Origin of the sequence: Sandaracinomonas limnophila, assembly GCF_004005965.1 — a bacterium.
GTDB lineage: Bacteria > Bacteroidota > Bacteroidia > Cytophagales > Spirosomataceae > Sandaracinomonas > Sandaracinomonas limnophila.
The window spans coordinates 564,535-585,083 of the sequence record NZ_SACY01000001.1 but is presented as its reverse complement, the minus strand read 5'-3'; the positions used below and the strand labels follow the sequence as shown (position 1 = coordinate 585,083).

8 protein-coding genes are annotated in these 20,549 nt (G+C 39.5%); 4 read left to right on the top strand and 4 right to left on the bottom strand.

The genetic code is table 11. From position 1 onward, the window contains the following. The first annotated feature begins 2 nt into the window (after positions 1-2). Positions 3-12,524: a tail fiber domain-containing protein gene (locus tag EOJ36_RS02560; protein WP_127802448.1), complete on the top strand. Its 12,522-nt coding sequence runs from the start codon at positions 3-5 to the stop codon at positions 12,522-12,524. A 74-nt stretch (positions 12,525-12,598) separates the two neighbouring features. Here EOJ36_RS02560 and EOJ36_RS02555 read toward each other — a convergent pair whose 3' ends face one another. Next, on the bottom strand, positions 12,599-14,071 hold the full coding sequence (locus tag EOJ36_RS02555; RefSeq protein ID WP_127802447.1) for an AAA family ATPase: 1,473 nt from the start codon (positions 14,069-14,071) through the stop codon (positions 12,599-12,601). Beyond that, a complete protein-coding gene (locus EOJ36_RS02550; RefSeq protein ID WP_127802446.1) occupies positions 14,040-15,158 on the bottom strand; it encodes a vWA domain-containing protein in 1,119 nt (372 codons plus the stop codon). Before EOJ36_RS02550 ends, EOJ36_RS02555 begins: the two co-directional genes overlap by 32 nt. 80 nt (positions 15,159-15,238) lie before the next feature. Here EOJ36_RS02550 and EOJ36_RS02545 point away from each other — a divergent pair, with 80 nt between their 5' ends. Then, a complete protein-coding gene (locus EOJ36_RS02545; protein ID WP_127802445.1) occupies positions 15,239-15,901 on the top strand; it encodes a DUF3291 domain-containing protein in 663 nt (220 codons plus the stop codon). Positions 15,902-16,128: 227 nt separating this feature from the next. Here EOJ36_RS02545 and EOJ36_RS02540 read toward each other — a convergent pair whose 3' ends face one another. Together EOJ36_RS02540 and EOJ36_RS02535 are read right to left on the bottom strand one after the other, a co-directional pair. Next, positions 16,129-16,470: a P-II family nitrogen regulator gene (locus EOJ36_RS02540; RefSeq protein WP_127802444.1), complete on the bottom strand. Its 342-nt coding sequence runs from the start codon at positions 16,468-16,470 to the stop codon at positions 16,129-16,131. Positions 16,471-16,486: 16 nt separating this feature from the next. After that, complete coding sequence (locus EOJ36_RS02535; RefSeq protein WP_127802443.1) at positions 16,487-17,740, bottom strand: ammonium transporter; 1,254 nt, start codon at positions 17,738-17,740, stop codon at positions 16,487-16,489. A 112-nt stretch (positions 17,741-17,852) separates the two neighbouring features. Here EOJ36_RS02535 and EOJ36_RS02530 point away from each other — a divergent pair, with 112 nt between their 5' ends. Further along, positions 17,853-19,760 carry a beta-N-acetylhexosaminidase gene (locus EOJ36_RS02530; RefSeq protein WP_164847817.1) on the top strand — a complete coding sequence of 636 codons (1,908 nt, stop codon included), beginning with the start codon at positions 17,853-17,855 and terminating at the stop codon, positions 19,758-19,760. Between the two features lie 115 nt (positions 19,761-19,875). Continuing rightward, positions 19,876-20,514: a DNA/RNA non-specific endonuclease gene (locus tag EOJ36_RS02525; RefSeq protein ID WP_127802441.1), complete on the top strand. Its 639-nt coding sequence runs from the start codon at positions 19,876-19,878 to the stop codon at positions 20,512-20,514. The last annotated feature ends 35 nt before the right edge of the window (positions 20,515-20,549 follow it).

The window sequence follows — 20,549 nt, the reverse complement described above, 5'->3', positions numbered from 1 at the left end:
TTATGAAAACGCTCATTAAAACGTTCATTTTTGGACTTATAACAACATTTGCTTTCGGTCAAAATAAAGGCTTAAATTATCAAGCTGTTATTTTAGATCCTAAACCGGTTGAGGTTCCAGGTTATTCGGCAAGTGGTCAACCTTTGTCTAATGGGTCTGTAACTTTAAAATTTATTTTAAAGGGTCCTGAAGGTGTAGATTATGAAGAAACTCAAAAAACCACAACGGATGAATTTGGTTTAGTGAATGTTGTAATTGGTGCTGGAACAGTTAACAAATCTACTAGTAAATATACCACATTTGATGCAATTGTTTGGGATGATAAAATTAAATCCTTAACCGTAGGAGTAAGTTTTAATGGTGGAGCATCCTTTACAACTGTTTCCAACAATCAACCATTAAATTTTACACCTTACGCGTTATACGCTTCATCGGTTGATTATAAGAATGTTCGATATGCACCTACTAATTTGAGTCAATTTATTAATGATCCAGGATTCCTAATTGATAAAGATTTGAATCCCATCCGTAGTGATATTTCGAATAATACCGCTGCTATTGTAGGAAATACAGCAAAAATTGATTCGAACCAGAAAGCTAGTTCGACTCAATTTGCAAGTATTAATCAAGGGATAGCAACCATTAATACAAAGATTAAAAGTGATTCCCTAAATTTTTCTTCTACGATTGCAACTATTAATACACGTGTTCTAAAAGACTCATCAAGCATTGTTGCGATTAATAACAGTATTTATGATGTTAATAATTCGATTGCGACTCAAACAGATCGAATCAATAATACGGCGAGTCAGGTGGCTTATGTTCAAAATTTAACGGAAGCTACAAATAATGCAATCAATAATTTAGGTACTACCTATGAAAATATTGGCAATAAGTCGACTAACATTGCTGCCGATAATGGTTCCAATACCAAATATCCTACTGTAGGAGCAGTGCAAAATTATGTTTTTGCCGCAACAGCTGGATTTCCTTCACAAGCTAATTTAAATACGAAGGAGAATTTAACGAATAAAAGTACAGACATTACAGCAGATGCTACTTCTAATACAAAATATCCATCTGTTAAATCGGTCAAAGATTATGTAGATGCGCAGGTTTCTGGAGGAGTTTCCATTGCAGATGGATCGATTACCGATGCAAAATTGGCCAGTGGTATTTCTGCAGTCAAGGTTGGTTTAGGAAATGTGGATAATACCTCAGATGCTAATAAGCCAGTGTCTACGGCACAACAAACTGCCTTGAATTTGAAGGAAAATGTTTCCAATAAATCGACCGACATCAATGCAGATGCAACTTCTACGACTAAATATCCATCTGTTAAGACAATCAAAGATTATGTAGATATCCAGGTTTCTTCAGGAACTGCTGACGCTACAAGTACGGTAAAAGGTAAGATTCAATTAGGGGGAGATTTAGCAGGAACCGGTTCAACCGCTGCCGCACCTGTGATTTCAGATAATGCAGTAACGACATCGAAAGTAGCCTCGGGTGCAATCACGGATGCAAAAATTGCCAACGGTATTTCCGCTGCAAAAGTTGGCTTAGGCAATGTAGACAATACCTCAGATGCGAATAAACCTGTTTCTGTCGCTCAACAGACAGCCTTAGATGCTAAACAGAGTTTGGCAAATTTAAGTACCAATCTTACGACAGACGCAGCCTCCTTGACTAAATATCCAGCCGTTAAGACCATCAAAGATTATGTGGATGCACAGGTTTCTTCGGGAGTTATTGATGCGACAAGTTCTGTAAAAGGAAAGATTCAATTAGGCGGTGATTTAGCGGGTACAGGTTCAACCGCAGCTGCTCCTGTGATTTCAGATAATGCCATTACGACATCCAAAGTAGCCTCAGGTGCGATCACAGATGCTAAAATTGCAACAGGTATTTCCGCTGCAAAAGTAGGCTTAGGGAATGTGGATAATACTTCTGATGCGAATAAGCCTGTTTCAACAGCGCAACAAACGGCCTTAAATTTAAAAGAGGATGCCGCAAATAAATCGACAGATATCACTGCCGATGCAGCCTCTACAACAAAATATCCAGCCGTAAAAACCATTAAAGATTATGTGGATGCACAAGTATCTTCAGGTACTGCTGATGCAACAAGTTCAATCAAAGGAAAGATACAACTAGGGGGCGATTTAGCCGGTACGGGTTCAACCGCTGCTGCACCTATTATTACAGATAATGCCATTACCTCTGCGAAATTAAAGGATGGAGAAATTGTGAATGCGGATATTTCCGGTTCTGCCGCCATTGTAGATTCCAAATTAGCAACGATTGCTACATCAGGAAAGGTAAGTAATTCAGCAACATCAGCAACGTCAGCTAATAACGCTTCTACTATTGTTGCCCGTGATGCCAGCGGAAATTTTGCTGCAGGTAACATTTCAGCAAGCACCATTAACGGATTAACACCAACCGCACAAGCTACAGGATTTACCATTGCAGGTGGTACAACCTCTAAAACCTTGACTGTAACTGATAATGCAACCGTTTCTGGTACAACAAGTGGAACGAATACCGGTGACCAAACGATTACACTAACAGGTGATGTTGCTGGATCTGGAACAGGAAGTTTTGCAACGACTATTCAAAACAATGCGATTACTACTGCAAAAATTTCAGACGCCAATGTTACCTATGCTAAAATTCAAAATGTTTCTGGGGCGGACAAGGTATTGGGCCGAGTTTCCAATGGAGCAGGAACCATTGAAGAAATTGCAACTACAGGTAGCGGAAATGTTGTTAGATCAACGAGTCCGACTTTGGTAACTCCCGATTTAGGAACTCCATCTGCTATAGATTTAACCAATGCAACCAATGTTCCATTAAGTGCAGTTACAGGTACTTTAGCAATTACCAAAGGAGGAACTGGAGCGACAACTGCTACTGCAGCGTTGACGAATTTAGGTGCACAATCAACAGCCAATTTAAGTACCGACTTATCCGCTGATGCAGCATCTACAAGCAAATATCCATCCGTAAAAACCATCAAGGATTATGTGGATGGTTCAGTGACATCTGGTGCACCTGATGCCACAACAACTTTAAAAGGTAAAATTCAGTTGGCAGGCGATTTAGGAGGAACAGGTACTACTGCTGGAGCACCTATTATTTCAGATAATGCTATTACTACTGCTAAAATCAATGCAGCAGCTGTAACAACTCCAAAAATTACTGATGGAAATGTGACTTATGCCAAAATTCAAAATGTTTCTTCCACGGACAAAGTGTTGGGTCGTGTATCAACTGGAGCAGGTGTTGTTGAAGAAATTGCAACGACAGGTAGCGGAAATGTGGTTAGAGCAACGAGTCCAACTTTGGTAAGTCCAGATTTAGGAACTCCTTCTGCAGTTGATTTAACGAATGCAACCAATGTCCCATTAAGTGCAGTTACTGGTACTTTAGCAATTACCAAAGGTGGAACTGGTGCTACAACAGCCACAGGAGCTTTAACAGCTTTAGGTGCACAAAGTGTTGCCAATTTAAGCACTGATTTGACAGCTGATGCAGCTTCTACAACGAAATATCCAGCCGTAAAAACCATTAAAGATTATGTAGATGGTTCTGTAAGCTCTGGTGCACCTGATGCCACCACAACAGTAAAAGGTAAAATTCAGTTGGCAGGCGATTTAGGAGGAACAGGTACTACTGCTGGAGCACCTATTATTTCAGATAATGCCATTACCACGGCTAAAATCAATGCAGGAGCCGTTACTACTGCTAAAATTACCGATGCCAATGTTACCTTTTCAAAAATTCAAAATGTTTCTGCTACGGACAAGGTTTTGGGTCGTGTATCATCTGGAGCAGGTATTATTGAAGAAATTGCAACTACTGGTAGCGGAAATGTAGTTAGAGCAACAAGTCCAACCTTAGTAACGCCAACTTTGGGAGTAGCCTCTGCCACCAGTATCAATGGATTAACTCCAACTGCCCTTACAACTGGATTCACCATAGCAGGAGGTAGTACCACTTCCAAAACATTAACCGTTTCAGGTGATGCTACTGTTTCTGGTACAACAAGTGGTACAAATACAGGTGACCAAACAATTACTCTAACAGGTGATGTAACAGGAACAGGAACAGGAAGTTTTGCAGCTTCCATCGCTTCAGACGCAGTTACTTCAGCAAAAATTAAAGACGGAGAAATAGCAGTAGGCGATTTAGCTGATAATGCTGTGGAAACTGCTAAAGTAAAGAATGCGAATATAACATACGCGAAAATTCAAAATGTATCCGCAACCAATAAGGTGTTAGGTCGCACAACAGCAGGAGCTGGTGTCATTGAAGAAATTGCGACGACAGGAACAGGAGATGTAGTACGTGCCAATACACCTACATTAGTTACACCTGAAATTGGAGCAGCAACAGGTACGAGTTTGACAGTTACTGGTCAATTAACTTCTTCGGTGGCAACTGGCACAGCACCTTTGGTAGTTACCTCCACTACTCCTGTTGCCAATTTAAGCATTGGTGGAAATGCAGCAACAGCCACCACTGCCACTACAGCAACAAATATTGCCGGTGGTGCTGCCGGCAGTATTCCGTACCAAACAGCTGCGGGAACGACAGGCATGATTGCTACAGGAACAGCGAACCAATTCTTGACTTCGAATGGAACAGGAGGTTACACCTGGACTTCTGCCTCAGGCATTACGGGTGTACCGTATACGGGTGCGACACAGGCGGTGAATTTAGGAGCTTATGATTTAACGGTGAATGGTTTGACTGTAGGTAGAGGTTTAGGGGCAGATGCTAGCAATACTGCTCTTGGAAATCAGGCCTTATCCAGCAATACAGTGAGTGGAGTTTCAGGAACAAATAATACGGCCTTGGGTTACCAAGGTTTAAAAGCCAATACCACTGGATATAGTAATACTGCCGTGGGAAGTGGAGCATTAAAAGCGAATATTGGTGGAGCTTGGAATACGGCTATTGGTTTATCTGCTATTCCTGCACATACAAACGGTTTTGGAAATACTTCAATCGGTACCAGTTCCTCTTTTTATTTAACTTCAGGCTCAGATAATATCGCTATTGGTTTAGGCGCTGGACGATATTATGGTCCCAATTCTTCCTCAAATTCAATGTTGACCACTTCGAATCAGAGTTTATATATTGGTAATGCAACCAAGGCAAAACTAAATTCAAGTACAAATGAAATTGTAATTGGTTATGACGTAAGTGGTAATGGATCGAATACCGTAACAATAGGTAATCCTTCTATTACCGACAATTATTTGACAGGAAACCTCAACGGTGCCACTTGGAAAGGTGCTGTAATTGGCAACAATTACGGAGGAGCCGGAACAAGCAATGGTATCTTAAAAGCGAATGGTTCAGGCGTGGTGAGTGCTGCTGCAGCGGGGACTGATTATCTCGCTCCCAATGCGGCTATCACAGGCGCAACAAAAACAAAAATCACCTACGATGCTAAAGGTTTGGTAACCGCTGGTGCCGATGCAACAACGGCTGACATCGCTGCCAGCACCGACAAAAATTATGTGACGGATGCCCAATTAACCTTATTAGGAACTACTTCGGGGACCAATACAGGCGACCAAACGATTACCTTAACAGGAGATGTAACAGGGAGTGGAACAGGAAGTTTTGCGGCAACCATTGGTGCTGGAAAAGTAACGACAGCTGCTATTGCTGACAATGCCGTGGAGACTGCCAAAGTAAAAGATGCTAACATAACTTACGCTAAAATTCAAAATGTAAGTGCGACAGATAAAGTATTAGGACGTGTGTCAACAGGTGCTGGAGTAGTAGAAGAAATTGCTACTACAGGAACAGGAGATGTAGTACGTGCCAATACACCTACATTAGTAACACCCGAAATTGGAGTAGCAACAGGTACAAGCTTGACTGTAACAGGTCAATTGACTTCATCGGTAGCTACTGGCACAGCTCCTTTAGTAGTTTCCTCAACTACACCAGTAGCCAATTTAAGTATTGGAGGCAATGCAGCTACAGCCACCACTTCTACTAATATTGCGGGTGGTGCGGCAGGTAGTATTCCGTATCAAACCGCAGCAGGAACAACTGCTTTGTTAGCTACAGGATCTGCAAATCAGTTTTTGACTTCAAATGGTTCAGGTGGTTATACTTGGACTTCTGCCTCAGGTATTACGGGAGTTCCCTACACAGGTGCGACACAGGCGGTGAATTTAGGAGCTTATGATTTAACGGTGAATGGAATAACGGTAGGTGTAGGAACAAATGGAACAAGCGTAACTTCTAGCAACACAGCATTAGGATTAAATGCATTGGCTGCAGCAAATTCAGGTACAGGTTTAAATACTGCCGTTGGTAATAAAGCATTAAATAAAAATACGACTGGTTTTAATAATACAGCAATTGGTGGATTAGCAATGTTTGAAAATACCAGTGGAACTAGTAACACTGCAATTGGCTCAAATGCACTAAACAAAAATACATCCGGAACAGGAAATACTGTTATTGGAAACAGCGCTGGCTACAATATTAATAGCAATTATAATACAGTCATTGGACTGAGTGCCGGTGGATTCATCAAAGGGATAAACAATATCGGTATTGGCTATGCTGCCCTAAACATGAATGGTAGTGTAACTAGTGGAGCAGATAATAATATAGCTATTGGTACAAATACATTATTCTCTGCAGTCAAACCAATCTCTAACGTAATAATTGGTTATGAAGCTGGAAGAAGTTTTACCAATGGATCATACAATGTGGTATTAGGTCAAAATTCCGCCTATGAATTAACCAGCGCAACCAATAATACAATTCTCGGAAATTCAAGTGGAAGAGGCCTTACGACAGGCTCTGAAAATACCATTTTAGGAGCCAATGTGGGTAGTACGGTAGCGTTATCCCCTACGCTCACTCGAAATATAATTTTAGCCGATGGACAAGGAAATATTCGTGCGCAACATGATGGTACGAATGGCTGGACTTTAGGAACAATTACAAGTGGAACATGGAATGGAACTGCGATCGGAGTCGCAAATGGCGGTACGGGTGCTACAACTGCTGCTGATGCTTTGACGAATTTAGGGGCACAAGCAACGGCTAATTTAAGTAACGACCTAAGTGCAGATGCTGCCTCTACAACGAAGTATCCAGCGGTAAAAACCATTAAGGATTATGTGGATGCCCAAGTGTCTCCAGCAACTCCTGATGCATCCAGTTCGGTTAAAGGAAAAATACAATTGGGTGGCGATTTGGCAGGAACCGGTTCCTCTGCAGCCGCCCCTGTCATTTCCGATAATGCGATTGTTACAGCAAAGATTAAAGATGCAGAAGTAACGTATGCAAAAATCCAAAATGTTTCTGCCACGGACAAGGTATTAGGTCGTGTGTCAACTGGAGCAGGTGTTGTAGAAGAAATTGGTACCGTGGGTACTGGAGATGTGGTTCGTGCTACCAATCCAACCTTGGTAACACCTAATTTGGGTATTCCTTCTGCTATTGATTTAACAAACGCAACGAATTTACCTATTAGTGCAGTGTCAGGTACCTTATCCATTTTAAAAGGTGGAACAGGAGCAAGTACTGCAGGAGCGGCTTTAACTGCATTAGGCGCACAAGCAACTGCCAATCTAAGTACCGATTTGACTACCGATGCAGCTTCTACTACTAAGTATCCTGCTGTGAAAACCATTAAAGATTATGTTGACGCAGGTGATGCTGCTATCAATACACTTGCAGATGGAAAAATCTATTTAGGAAATGCAAGTAATGTGGCAACTGAAGTGACTCCTTCAGGGGATGTTACCATGACCAATGCAGGTGTAACGGCAATTGGTTCTGGAAAAGTACTTACAAGTATGTTAGCTGCAGACGCAGTTACATCTGCTAAAATTAAAGATGGAGAAATTGTGGTAGGCGATTTAGCAGATAATGCCATTGAAACCGCAAAAGTAAAAGATGCAAATATTACCTACGCGAAAATTCAAAATGTATCCGCATCAAATGTTGTTTTAGGACGTACCACAACTGGTGCAGGGGTGATAGAAGAAATTGCAACTACAGGTTCTGGTAATGTAGTACGTGCTACATCTCCAAGCTTAGTAACACCAGTTTTAGGAGCAGCTACTGGAACGAGTTTAAGTGTTTCCGGACAATTAACCTCTACCGTTGCCACCGGAACTGCTCCATTGGTTGTTACCTCAACAACACCTGTTGCTAATTTAAGTATTGGTGGAAATGCTGCCACTGCCACTTCAGCAACCACTGCCACAAATATCGCAGGTGGTGCTGCAGGTTCAGTGCCGTATCAAACTGCTGCAGGTACAACAAGTTTATTAGCTAAGGGTACAGATGGTCAAGTGTTAACCTTGGCAAGTGGGGTGCCTTCTTGGGCTGCTCCAACAGGTATTACTAGTGTTGGTACCATTAATGCTTCTTCAACTGCTAATGGGGCAATTATTGCCTCTGGAGTTTTAAAATTAGCACCTGCTGATGGTACTAATGGAGGTGTGGTTACCACTACTACTCAAACTTTTGCAGGAAATAAAACCTTTAGTTCTGATATCATGATTGGAAATAATCGAGCTGGAAATGGTTCAGGTTCAGGCGCGACGTATAATTCTGGATTTGGTTCAAATACATTGGTAGCAAATACCTCTGGTAACTTTAATGTTGCGATGGGGGGAGCAGCCTTAAGTTCAAATACAACAGGTGCATATAATACTGCTATTGGTTATTCAGGATTAGGTTCAAATACTACAGGAAATAATAATCTATCTGCAGGTTTTTATGCAGGCGCTGATCTCCGTTCAAATAATAACGTTGCTCTGGGTTATTCTGCTATACGTTATGCAAGATCTGATAATAATACGGCAATCGGTTATTTATCGGGTGGAAATTTAGGCTATGGTCCGGTTACAGGGGGAGCTAATAATATCTTTTTAGGTTATCAATCTGGCCTCTATTACGGTACGGGTACTAACGGAAACAATACAACTGGATTAAATTCAGTATTGATCGGTTACGATGTACGTCCAGCAGCAAATGCGGAAACAAATGAAATTGTTATTGCTGGTTATAATGGAACAGCAGGTGCCGTAGGTCTGGGTAATAATACCACCTTATTGGGTAACAACGCCACCCAAAAATCTCAAATCATGGGTGCGCTAACGGTTGTGCCTAATACTGCGGCAGCTTCTACCGATGGAAACAGTTCTACGATTGCAGCACAAGACGCAGGAGCAGGTGGAAATAACAATGGGGGTAATATTAATTTAACACCAGGAGCCAAAACAGGAACCGGAACGGCAGGTATTGTTCAGGTTAATGGTCAAATTAAAATCACAGGAGGAACACCTGGTGCAGGAAAAGTATTAACCTCAGATGCCGATGGATTGGCTACTTGGTCTAGTGGAGGTTCAGGGGTTACCACGATGGCGCCAGTGGGAACAGCACCTAATGCCAATGGCGCTAGTATTTCAGGGTCTACCTTGACTTTGCAACCGGCTGATGGTACAAATCCAGGTTTGGTTTCTACAGGCGCACAAACTTTTGCAGGTGCCAAAACCTTAACGAGTGTTTTAACCGTTTCACCTACTGCTGCCGCTAGTGCAGCCGCTGGTGCGTCAACGAGTATAGCTGCACAAAGTGCCACAACAACAGGATTTGGTGGTGGCGGTGTGTCCATAACGGCAGGTAATGGTGTTGGTACGGGTTATGGAGGGAATATCAATATAATTGCTGGAACTGGAAATAGTACTGGTGGTGATATTAATTTAACCCCAGGAGCTTCTGGATTATATGGAAAAGTGAAAGTGAACAATTCAGATTTATATGTAAATTCAAATAGCCTTCGAGTTGGTGCTGGTAATTCTAATCTTATTTCTAATACTGGGGTGGGTGTTAGTGTTTTAAATTCAATCACCTCAGGAGGAAGTAATACAGCAATGGGTTATTATTCTTTATATTCAAATCAAAATGGTACTTCAAATACAGCAGTTGGAAATAGTACTTTAAAATTAAATTCAAGTGGTAGTCGGAATACGGCAATTGGCGACAATGCAATGTTCTCTAATACCTCTTCAGATAACACAGCATTAGGTGAATCTTCTTTAAAAAATAATACAAGCGGCATGTATAATGTTGCAGTTGGAAATTCATCAGGTTTTTATAATCAAACAGGTTCAAACAATACTTCCATTGGTTATCAATCTCTTTATGCTAGTACTGCAACTTCAACAAATGATAATACAGCAATTGGTTATAGAGCTTTATCTTCTGGTAACACTGGTGGATACAATACAGTAGTTGGATCACAGTCTGGATACAATATGACAACAGGTATTGGTAATACCGCCTTAGGATATTATTCCTTGTATTATAATACAGTAGGAAGTTATAATACCTCTTTAGGGTATTCTTCGGGTCCTACCTCCACAACTTATTATTCATCCAATAGTGTTTTTATGGGGTATAATGCTAAACCCCAAGGTACGGCAAATAGTTCAGATGAAATTGCTATTGGAGCCAATGCGATAGGTTTAGGGACTGGTTCAACAGTAATAGGTAGTACTTCTACCCAAAAATCACAAATTATGGGTGCATTGACGGTGGTTCCTAATGCCGCTCTCACTTCAGCTCACGGGAACAGCTCGACCATTGCTGCGCAGAATGCCACTACAACAGCATACAATGGTGGAAATTTGAATTTAACAGCGGGTAATGGGGTAGGTACAGGAACCGGTGGAAATGTAATATTGACACCGGGTACGGGTGGAACTGCAGGACAAGTACAAGTAAATGGGCAAATTAAAATAACGGGTGGTTCTCCAGCCGCTGGAGCAGTGCTAACTTCAGATGCAACGGGATTAGCTACTTGGGCTACTGCTGGAGGTATTTCTAGTGTGGGAGCGATTAGCGGAACATCTACTGCAAACGGGGCGAGTATAAGCTCGGGCGTTTTAAACTTAGCCCCTGCAGATGGAACCAATGGAGGGGTTGTAACGACTGCGGCACAAACTTTTGCAGGGTTGAAAACCTTTACCTCAGATTTAACGGTTAATGGTTTGACCCTTGGTAAAGGGGGAAATGGGGTATCTGACAATACCGCTATTGGAGTTTCTGCATTAACAGCGAATACGACCGGTTATTACAATACGGCTGTGGGTTATAATTCGCTCTTTACGGCATCAACATCTAAGCAAAACACAGCGATAGGGTATGCAACTTTAAAAATGAATACGGCCGATGCCAATACGGCAGTTGGTTACAATGCATTAACGGCTGCAACCACAGGAGCCAATAACTCAGGTTTTGGAAATATGGCTTTATTGAATACTACGACTGGAACCGAAAACACAGCGATGGGAACTATTTCTTTACGAAATAATACGACAGGCTCTTACAATACCGCTATTGGTGCACGCGCGGGGTATGCTATTAATTCGGGAGATAACAATACCTTTTTGGGGTCATCGGCGGGTACCAATTTAACAACAGGTTCTAACAATGTTATATTAGGAAATAAAGCGGGTGTTTATATCGGCTCTGGGCAAAATTTGACTGCTGGGAGTGGGAATGTTTTAATTGGTAACGAAGTTAGTACAGCTGATGATGGTGAAACCAATGAAATAGTAATTTCGGGTTATTCGAATACTGCCACGGCAGTAGGTTTGGGTTCTAATACTACGGTAATAGGAAACACCTCCACTCAAAAATCACAAATCATGGGTGCGCTAACAGTTGTACCTAATACAGCAGCAGCTTCTACCGATGGAAACAACGCTACCTTTGCCGCACAAAATGCCGGTACTGGTGGAAATAACAAAGGTGGAGATATAAATATTACCTCAGGTAATGCAGCAGGGTCGGGTTTTGGTGGAGATGTTGTTATTACCATGGGAACATCAACCACTTCTTCTAATAATGGTTCATTACTAATTAATTCTTCAACCAAAAAATTAATTTCATCTTATTCTACACCAACAGTTAGTGTATTATCTCCAAGTGGCCAAGATGGATTTACATTCAAATCAGAGGCAGGTGGTAATAATGTTTTTAATTTATGGTCAATTGGAACTGCTGGTAATAATATGATTGCCTTTCATAAAGGAGATTCACCCACTGTTGTAGGTACAATTTCTGTTACAACTACAGCAACTACCTATAATACAACCTCCGATTATCGTTTAAAAACAGATTTCAAAGATTTCAATGGTTCCAAATTATTAGATAGCATCAAGGTCTATGATTACCTATGGAAAGTAGATGGAAGTAGATCGTATGGGGTGAAAGCCCATGAATTGCAACAAGTGATTCCGTATGCAGTTACGGGTGAAAAAGATGCATTGAATACAGATGGTACCATCAAAGCACAAACCGTTGATTATTCAAAAATTGTACCGGTATTAGTAAAAGCTGTTCAAGAGCAGGAAGCTAAATTGAAAGATGTACAAAAAGAGAATCAACTATTAAAAGAACAACTAGAGCAACAAAACAAGCGCCTGGAGCGCTTGGAGAAATTGCTAGAAAGATAATTAATTTAGATACAAGTAGTACACAAAAAAGGTCGGGGTTTCCTGGCCTTTTTTTTCAAATTAATCAAAAAATTTTATAGTACATTCAACAAATCCCTAAACTGAAACCCATTCGTAAATCGCTCTTTGCCTAATTTGTTGTAAGCAACAAGCGCCCAAAGGATGAATTCTTTTAAGAAATCTCGATCTGCTTTGCCTGTGTTTTTTTGAAATTTTTCAATTAATTGATCCAACTCTTTCACACTTCCTAGGGTACTTTGGTATTCTTTTGCATCACATTCATCATATAATACCAATCCGCCTTCAGCATAAAGGGCGTCAATAAGTGCTGTGTAGGGGGTAGTTTCAATTTTCTTACTTAACTTTTCAATCTTTGGAAAAAGTGTGCTAAATAAACTTTTTATGGCTTCATGGATGAGCTCATTGGCCACAAAAGCTGCGCCTTCTTGCTCTCCTTCATATACCAATTCAACTTTTCCAGTAATGGCCGGTATCAATCCTAAGAAATCAGCCACTCGAACGGTCGTTTGTTTTTCTCCACAAATCAGTGCTCTACGCTCCGCTGTGCTGATAAGACTTTCCAACATACTGATGCTCATACGTGCACTCACACCACTTTTCAAATCAACGTAATCATTTCTTCTAGCTTCAAATACGATTTGTTCTAAGAGATTATATGCTAACTCAGGAACATGTACTTTCTCTTTTTGGGTTTTATTTAAATTGGCTTCTTGTGTAGAGATTTTACGTGCTATCTCAATCGTTTCAGGATAATGAGTTAATATTTGAGAACCAATACGATCTTTCAATGGAGTTACAATACTTCCTCGGTTGGTGTAATCTTCTGGATTAGCCGTAAAGATAAATTGCATATCTAAGGGCAACCTAAGTTTGAATCCTCGGATTTGAATGTCGCCTTCCTGTAAAATATTAAATAGGGAAACCTGTATTCTTGCTTGTAAATCTGGAATCTCGTTAATGACAAATATACAGCGATTCGCCCTCGGAATCATGCCGTAATGAATCACACGATCATCTGCATAAGATAATTTTAAATTGGCAGCTTTGATGGGATCAATGTCTCCAATCAAATCGGCTACGGTTACATCTGGGGTCGCTAATTTTTCTGCAAATCTCTCTGAGCGGTGTAGCCATGCAATTGGAGTTTCATCACCTTTTTCTGCAATTAACTCTTGTGCAAAACGAGAAATAGGATGGAAGGGATCGTCGTTAATTTCAGAGCCTTTTACATAAGGAATATATTCGTCTAACAGTCGAATCAGCAAACGAGCAAGTCGAGTTTTGGCTTGTCCTCTTAATCCTAAAAAATTTATATTGTGCCTACTTAATATGGCTCTTTCCAATTCTGGAATAACCGTATGTTCAAAACCATGTACTTCCTCAAATACATTGATACCTTTTTCTAAATTGGAGATTAAATTGTCTCTCAATTCATCTTTGATAGATTTGGTTTGGTAACCAGCCGCTTTTAAAGCGCCAAAGGTTGTAATGGTTTTACTTAAGTCGTTTCCTTCTATTGTTTTCATAATCTTTGAAAATCATTTCTCCTAATCCTCTTAGGCCTGTAAAATATGCTTTTCCTTGATTGGCTTCTGTGAATTTATCTACAAATTCTTGTAAATAGGAATCACGCGCAATCATAAAGGTTGTTATGGGTATGTGTAATTTTCGAGCCTGTGCCGCATGGGTGTAACATTTTTCGGTTACATACGGGTCCAAGCCGAAACTGTTTTTGTAATAGGTTCCGTCTTTTTCTCTGATACAGCTGGGTTTACCATCTGTAATCATGAAAATCTGTTTGTTGGTATTGCGTTTTCTACGCAACATATCCATTGCCAATTGCAGACCTGCTACCGTATTGGTATGATAGGGTCCCACTTTGACGTATGGGATGTCTTGAATGGAAATCGGCCATGCATCATTGCCAAATACCAACACATCAAGTGTGTCTTTTGGGTAACGAGTTGTGATTAATTCAGCCAGGGCCATGGCAACTTTTTTGGCTGGTGTTATGCGGTCTTCCCCATATAATATCATGGAGTGGGAGATGTCAATCATTAAAACGGTACTCATTTGTGATTTAAAATGAGTTTCTTCCACCACCAAATCGTCTTCTGTTAATTCAAAATTGCCTAAACCATGATTAGTTTGTGCATTTTTGAGACTTTCGGTCATCGCAATTTTTTCTAAGCTATCTCCAAAATGATAAGAGCGGAATTCACCCGTTTGCTCTTCTCCTCCACCTGAACCTTTTGTTTTATGATTCCCTGAGCCGCTTTTTTGTAAGTCGCCAAATATTTGATCTAGGGCATGTTGGCGAATAGCTCTTTCTGTTTTTGCAGTGATTACATTACCTCCAGCACCATTTTCATCAATCTCTTCTCGGATGTATCCTTTGGCTTTTAAGTCTTCAATGAAGTCTTCAATGGTATAGGTTGAATCGGTTAGCTCATATTCTTTATCCAACTCACGTAGCCAATCAATGGCTTCATCAAAATCTCCAGAAGTATGGGTAATTAATTCTTTGAAAATACCAAATAACTTCTCAAAAGGAGAAATATTTGGCGCTTCATATTCTTTGAAATAAAAACCTTTTCTTTGGGAACGATCCATAACTTTTATAACATTCTCCGAATCATATTTGTTTCATTAATCAATAAAATTTTTGTAAAAAATACACTTATCTTTGATTTATGCAACAAGTCTGTTTACGATTTTTACAATTTAATGGTTTTGATAATAAACGTAAAGCCTTAGTTTTCATGGGTCAAACAATGAGAAATCCTTGGCAGGCAGAGGGATTGCAGTTTGTGAAACACATGGGTGTTGGCAAAGGAAATGGATTTTCTATTTGGCCAGATTTTTCAACATATGCATTCATTGGTGTTTTTGAGTCGGAAAAAGGATCTAAAGATTTTTTTGAAAAAAATGTGCGTTGGGGTAAGTTAGCCTCTTTCGCTTCTGAAATTAAAGTTTTTGATGGATTTGCAATAAAAGGTCATGGCACTTGGAATGGCAGGCAGCCTTTTGAATTTAAGGAGTTGCCAGATGATTTTACGGGTCAAATAGCTGTAATTACACGCGCAAGTATTCGCTGGACTCAAGCTTGGAGGTTTTGGATGAACGTTCCGGAGTCATCCAAAAATATTGAATTACAAGATGGATTATTATTCGCAAAAGGAGTGGGAGAGTTGCCTTTGGTAGAACAAGCCACTATAAGCGTTTGGGAATCCAAAGAAGCATTGGAACAATTTGCCTATAAAACGCGACAACATGCGCAAATGATCAAAAAAACAAGAACTTTCAATTGGTACAAGGAGGAGATGTTTGTTAGGATTGCGGTTTTGAAGATGTAAGAGGTAATAGGTAAGAGGAATTTAGTTTTTTGAATTAAAAATTAAGAGTTGAAAGTCAGACATCATAACTCATACCTCATACCTCATACCTCATACCTCATACCTCATACCTCATACCTCATACCTCATACCTCATACCTCATACCTCATACCTCATACCTCCCTTATAAAAAAGCCCCAAGAGAAACTCCTGAGGCTTTAACAACACAATCTATTATTAATTCACTTTATCGTATAGCATCTCCTCCGCGTACTCTATTACGGATTCGGATAGCGTCTATTACATCATATACGAAGATTTTTCCATCTCCAGTATTGCCTTCAGAGGCATTGTCTAAAATGACTTCAATACATTTTTCAAGGTTTTCGTCACTTACCACACAAATAATCATGACTTTAGGTAATAAAATCATCGATTTTTCTGTACCTCTATAAATCTCTGAATAACCTTGTTGCAAGCCTGCTCCACGAACAGGTACAACCGTCATACAAGGGATTTTTGCATCTATTAAGCCTTTCTGAATGGCTTTTAATTTCGAGGGTTTTACAATCGCTTCTACTTTTTTCATGGTTCCTGTTTCTTAATTATTCAAAGGTTGTATAAGCTTCCACACCAAATTCAACGGCATCAATTCCAGCACTTTCTTCTTTATGAGAGATTCTAATGCCAATTGTGCGTTTCATGATGTGAAATAAAACGAAGGTTAAAACGAATGAGAAAATGCTAATTACACTAACTCCTAGGATTTGTGTAATTAATTGATCTGTTTGCCCGGTTGTAAACAATCCATTAGCTTCTGAAAATAAGCCAACTGCTACCGTACCGAAAAATCCGTTTACTCCGTGTACTGCAATTGCACCTACCGGATCATCGATTTTCATGTTATCAACAATTACAACAGCCATATCAACAATAGTTCCTGCAACAATACCTATTAATAGAGCAGAGTTTGCACTCACCACATTACAACCTGCAGTTATTGCTACCAATCCGGCTAAAACGCCATTGATTACCATGGTGATATCCACTTTCTTGTAACGCATAAACGTATAGAAAATAGTTGCAATTCCACCCATTGCCGATGCTAGGAAGGTGTTTGTAGCTACTTTACCAATTAAATCCCATTTTCCAACGGCAGCCATAGTTGAACCCGGATTGAACCCGAACCAACCAAACCATAGAATGAATGCACCTACAGCGGAAAGGGTTAAATTATGTCCTGGAATGGCATTGATACTACCATCTTCGTTGTATTTTCCAATTCTAGGTCCTAATACAATTGCACCAGCAAGGGCTGCAAATCCCCCCATTGCATGAACTGCTGCAGAACCAGCAAAGTCGTTAAATCCTCTTAAGAATAACCATCCATGTGGATTCCAAACCCAATTGGCTGCCAAAGGATACATGATCGTGCAAAATATAAAAACAAAAACTGCATAAGACCACATTTTCATTCGCTCTGCTACACCACCTGATACGATCGAAATGGCTGCAATGGCAAATCCCATTTGGATAAACCAGAAAAGCGAGTTGGAAATTGTTAATCCCAAACCTAAATCTTCTTTTGATATTCCAAAATCAAAGGCAAACCATCCATTAGATTTTCCGTACGCCACTCCAAATCCCACGATGTAAAAGGCAATTCCTCCAAACATGATGTCGATCATTACTTTGGCAATGATACTAACAGCGTTTTTAGAACGTACAAATCCAGCTTCTAATAAAGCGAAGCCTCCTTCCATTTGAAAAATTAATGCTGCACATAGAGCCACCCAGACAGAGTCAATAGCATGAGTTAACTCAACTTGCTGATTAGCAAGGTTTAACGATTCATTCATTGTGATTTTATTAGTATATTAAATGCTTGTAAAAGCAAATTTACAAAACCATTTGGAAAATTTTATATTTTCAAGCAACTTTAATAATTATTCACTATTTAATTATATAAAAATGCGATTTCTTATTTTAGTCCTATTATTTTCATTTACATGTAATTTGTGGGCACAAACACCTGCAATTATTCCAATTCCTGTAAAATCTGAATACCCTACGGGTAAATATCTTTTACCAAAGTCAATAATTATTGCAGCTCCAAAGGATGAGGCTTTAAAAACTGCTTTTAAAACATTGGAAACTAAATTGTCGAATTTGGGTGGTAGAAAAATTCAATGGATTCAGCCTGCATCAACTGCAACTGCACTTACCAATATCCGTTTGCAAATCAATTCTACAGCAAATGCTGAACTTGGAAAGGAAGGTTACAACATCCTTGTAGATACCAAAGGGGTACAAATTCAAGCAAATTCAGCTAAGGGTTTATTTTACGGAATTCAGACATTCTACCAGTTATTACCAAAGGAAGTAGAATCTGCTAGTCCAGTTGCTATAGCCACCATTTCTGTTCCTTTTGCAAAAATTACTGATTATCCTCGTTTCGAATGGCGCGGGATGATGTTCGACGTTGCGCGTCACTTTTTTACCAAAGATGAAGTGAAAAAGTTTATTGATGAAATGGCTCAGTATAAATACAATCTATTGCACTGGCATTTAACAGATGATGAAGGTTGGAGAATCGAAATAAAATCATACCCTAATTTAACAAAAAAGGGTGCATTTAATGTAAAAAAGGAAGGTCGTTTTACTACCTTTTCTAAACCTGGAAAAGATGAACCACGTACCTATGGTGGTTTTTATACCCAAGAAGATATCAAGGAGGTTGTTCAATATGCTAAAGAGCGTTTTGTAGATATTATGCCTGAAGTAGATGTTCCTGGACACTCAATGGCAGCCGTTGCATCTTATCCAGAATTATCTTGTACTCCGGAGGCTAAGGATTACCAAGTGATTTCTGGTGAGCCCTTTATAGATTGGTCACATGGTCATCCAGAAGCTTTACAAGACAATACACTTTGTCCGGCTAATGAAAATGTATATGTGTTTTTAGATAAAGTTTTTGGGGAAATTGCGCCATTATTTCCGTTTGAATACGTGCACATAGGTGGAGATGAATGTCCGAAAAACTATTGGGACAAAAATCCGCAAATTTTGGAGCTTAGAAAACGTGAGGGTTTGAAAAATTCGCAGGAAGTTCAAGCGTATTTTATGCGTCGTTTGTCAAAAATAGTGACCTCTAAGGGTAAGCAAATGTTAGGTTGGGATGAGATTTTGGAAGGTGGTGGCTTACCAAAAAGTACAGCGGTCATGTCGTGGAGAGGTATAGCTGGGGGTATTCAAGCATCTAACGAGGGACATGCGGTAGTTATGACACCAAATGATAATGTGTACATAGACCTAATGCAAGGAGATGGTTTTATTGAACCACCAGTGTACAGAGCAGTTCGTTTAAAAGATTCGTACGATTTTAATCCAGTACCTGCAGGTGTAAAAGCAGATATGGTTAAAGGTGGACAAGCAAATTTATGGTCAGAACAATTGTTCAACTATCGTCATGCCCAGTATATGACCTATCCTCGTTCCTTTGCAATTGCAGAATGTTTATGGTCACCATTGGCGAATAAAAACTGGAATGATTTTATCAATCGTACCGAAAAACATTTTGAACGATTTGATGTTGCTGAGAAAAAATATGCTCCTTCTATGTATGAGCCAATTTTTAAATTCTCAAGAAATTCTTTAGGTGAAATTATGGTTAATTTAACTCCAGAAACAGAAGGAGTGACCTTCCATTATAGTTTTGATTATTCGTATCCAGATAAATTCTACCCAATTGCTAACAATACACAAGTAATTGTTCCAAAAGATGCCGATTTAATGCGCATTATTTGTATCAAAAATGGGAAACAAGTAGGTCGATTTATTGACGTTCCAGTGAGTGGAATGGTGAAGAGGATTAAATAAGTTGAGTGTTGAAAGTTGAAAGTGGAAAATTAAAATTTAACAATTTTCAACTTTCAACTTTCAACTTTCAACTTTCAACTTTCAACTTTCAACTTTCTATTTTCCACTAAAATTTATGTTATTACTATTACTCCTTCTTCAACTTCAAGGTCTCCTAAATATCTCAGGAGCAACAACTGCTTCTACATCAAACTATTTAGAGGTTAAAAAAGGCTATATTATGTCTTACAACGGCAACGAAGGTCGGGCAAATTGGGTAGCTTGGACATTAAGTGCAACAGATATTGGACCCGTTCCGAGAAGCAATGATTTTAGAGAAGATAAGTACCTTCCAAGTTCATTTCAAAAGGCCGATTCAGATGATTATAAAGGTTCTGGATATGACAGAGGACATCTTTGCCCTTCAGAAGATCGAACGGCACAATTTTATTTGAATCAAGAAACTTTTTTGATGTCAAATATGATTCCACAAACTCCTGAAGTAAATCGTGGACCTTGGAAGTTTTTAGAAGAGTATTGTAGAAAATTGGCTAAAAAAGGCTATTTCTTAAGTATCTACACTGGAGGTATAGGTTCCAAAGATAGATTATCTGGAAACAATGTCCCTATTCCAACTTATTGTTGGAAAGTAGTTAAATATGACAATCAATATATTTGTGTTTGGATTCCTAATACGCATTCTCCGAATAAAAATTGGCGAACCTACGAAATAAGTATTGATGAAATGAAAAAAAGAACAGGATATAGATTTTAGTTATGAGTTATGAGTTATGGGTTATGAATAAAAAA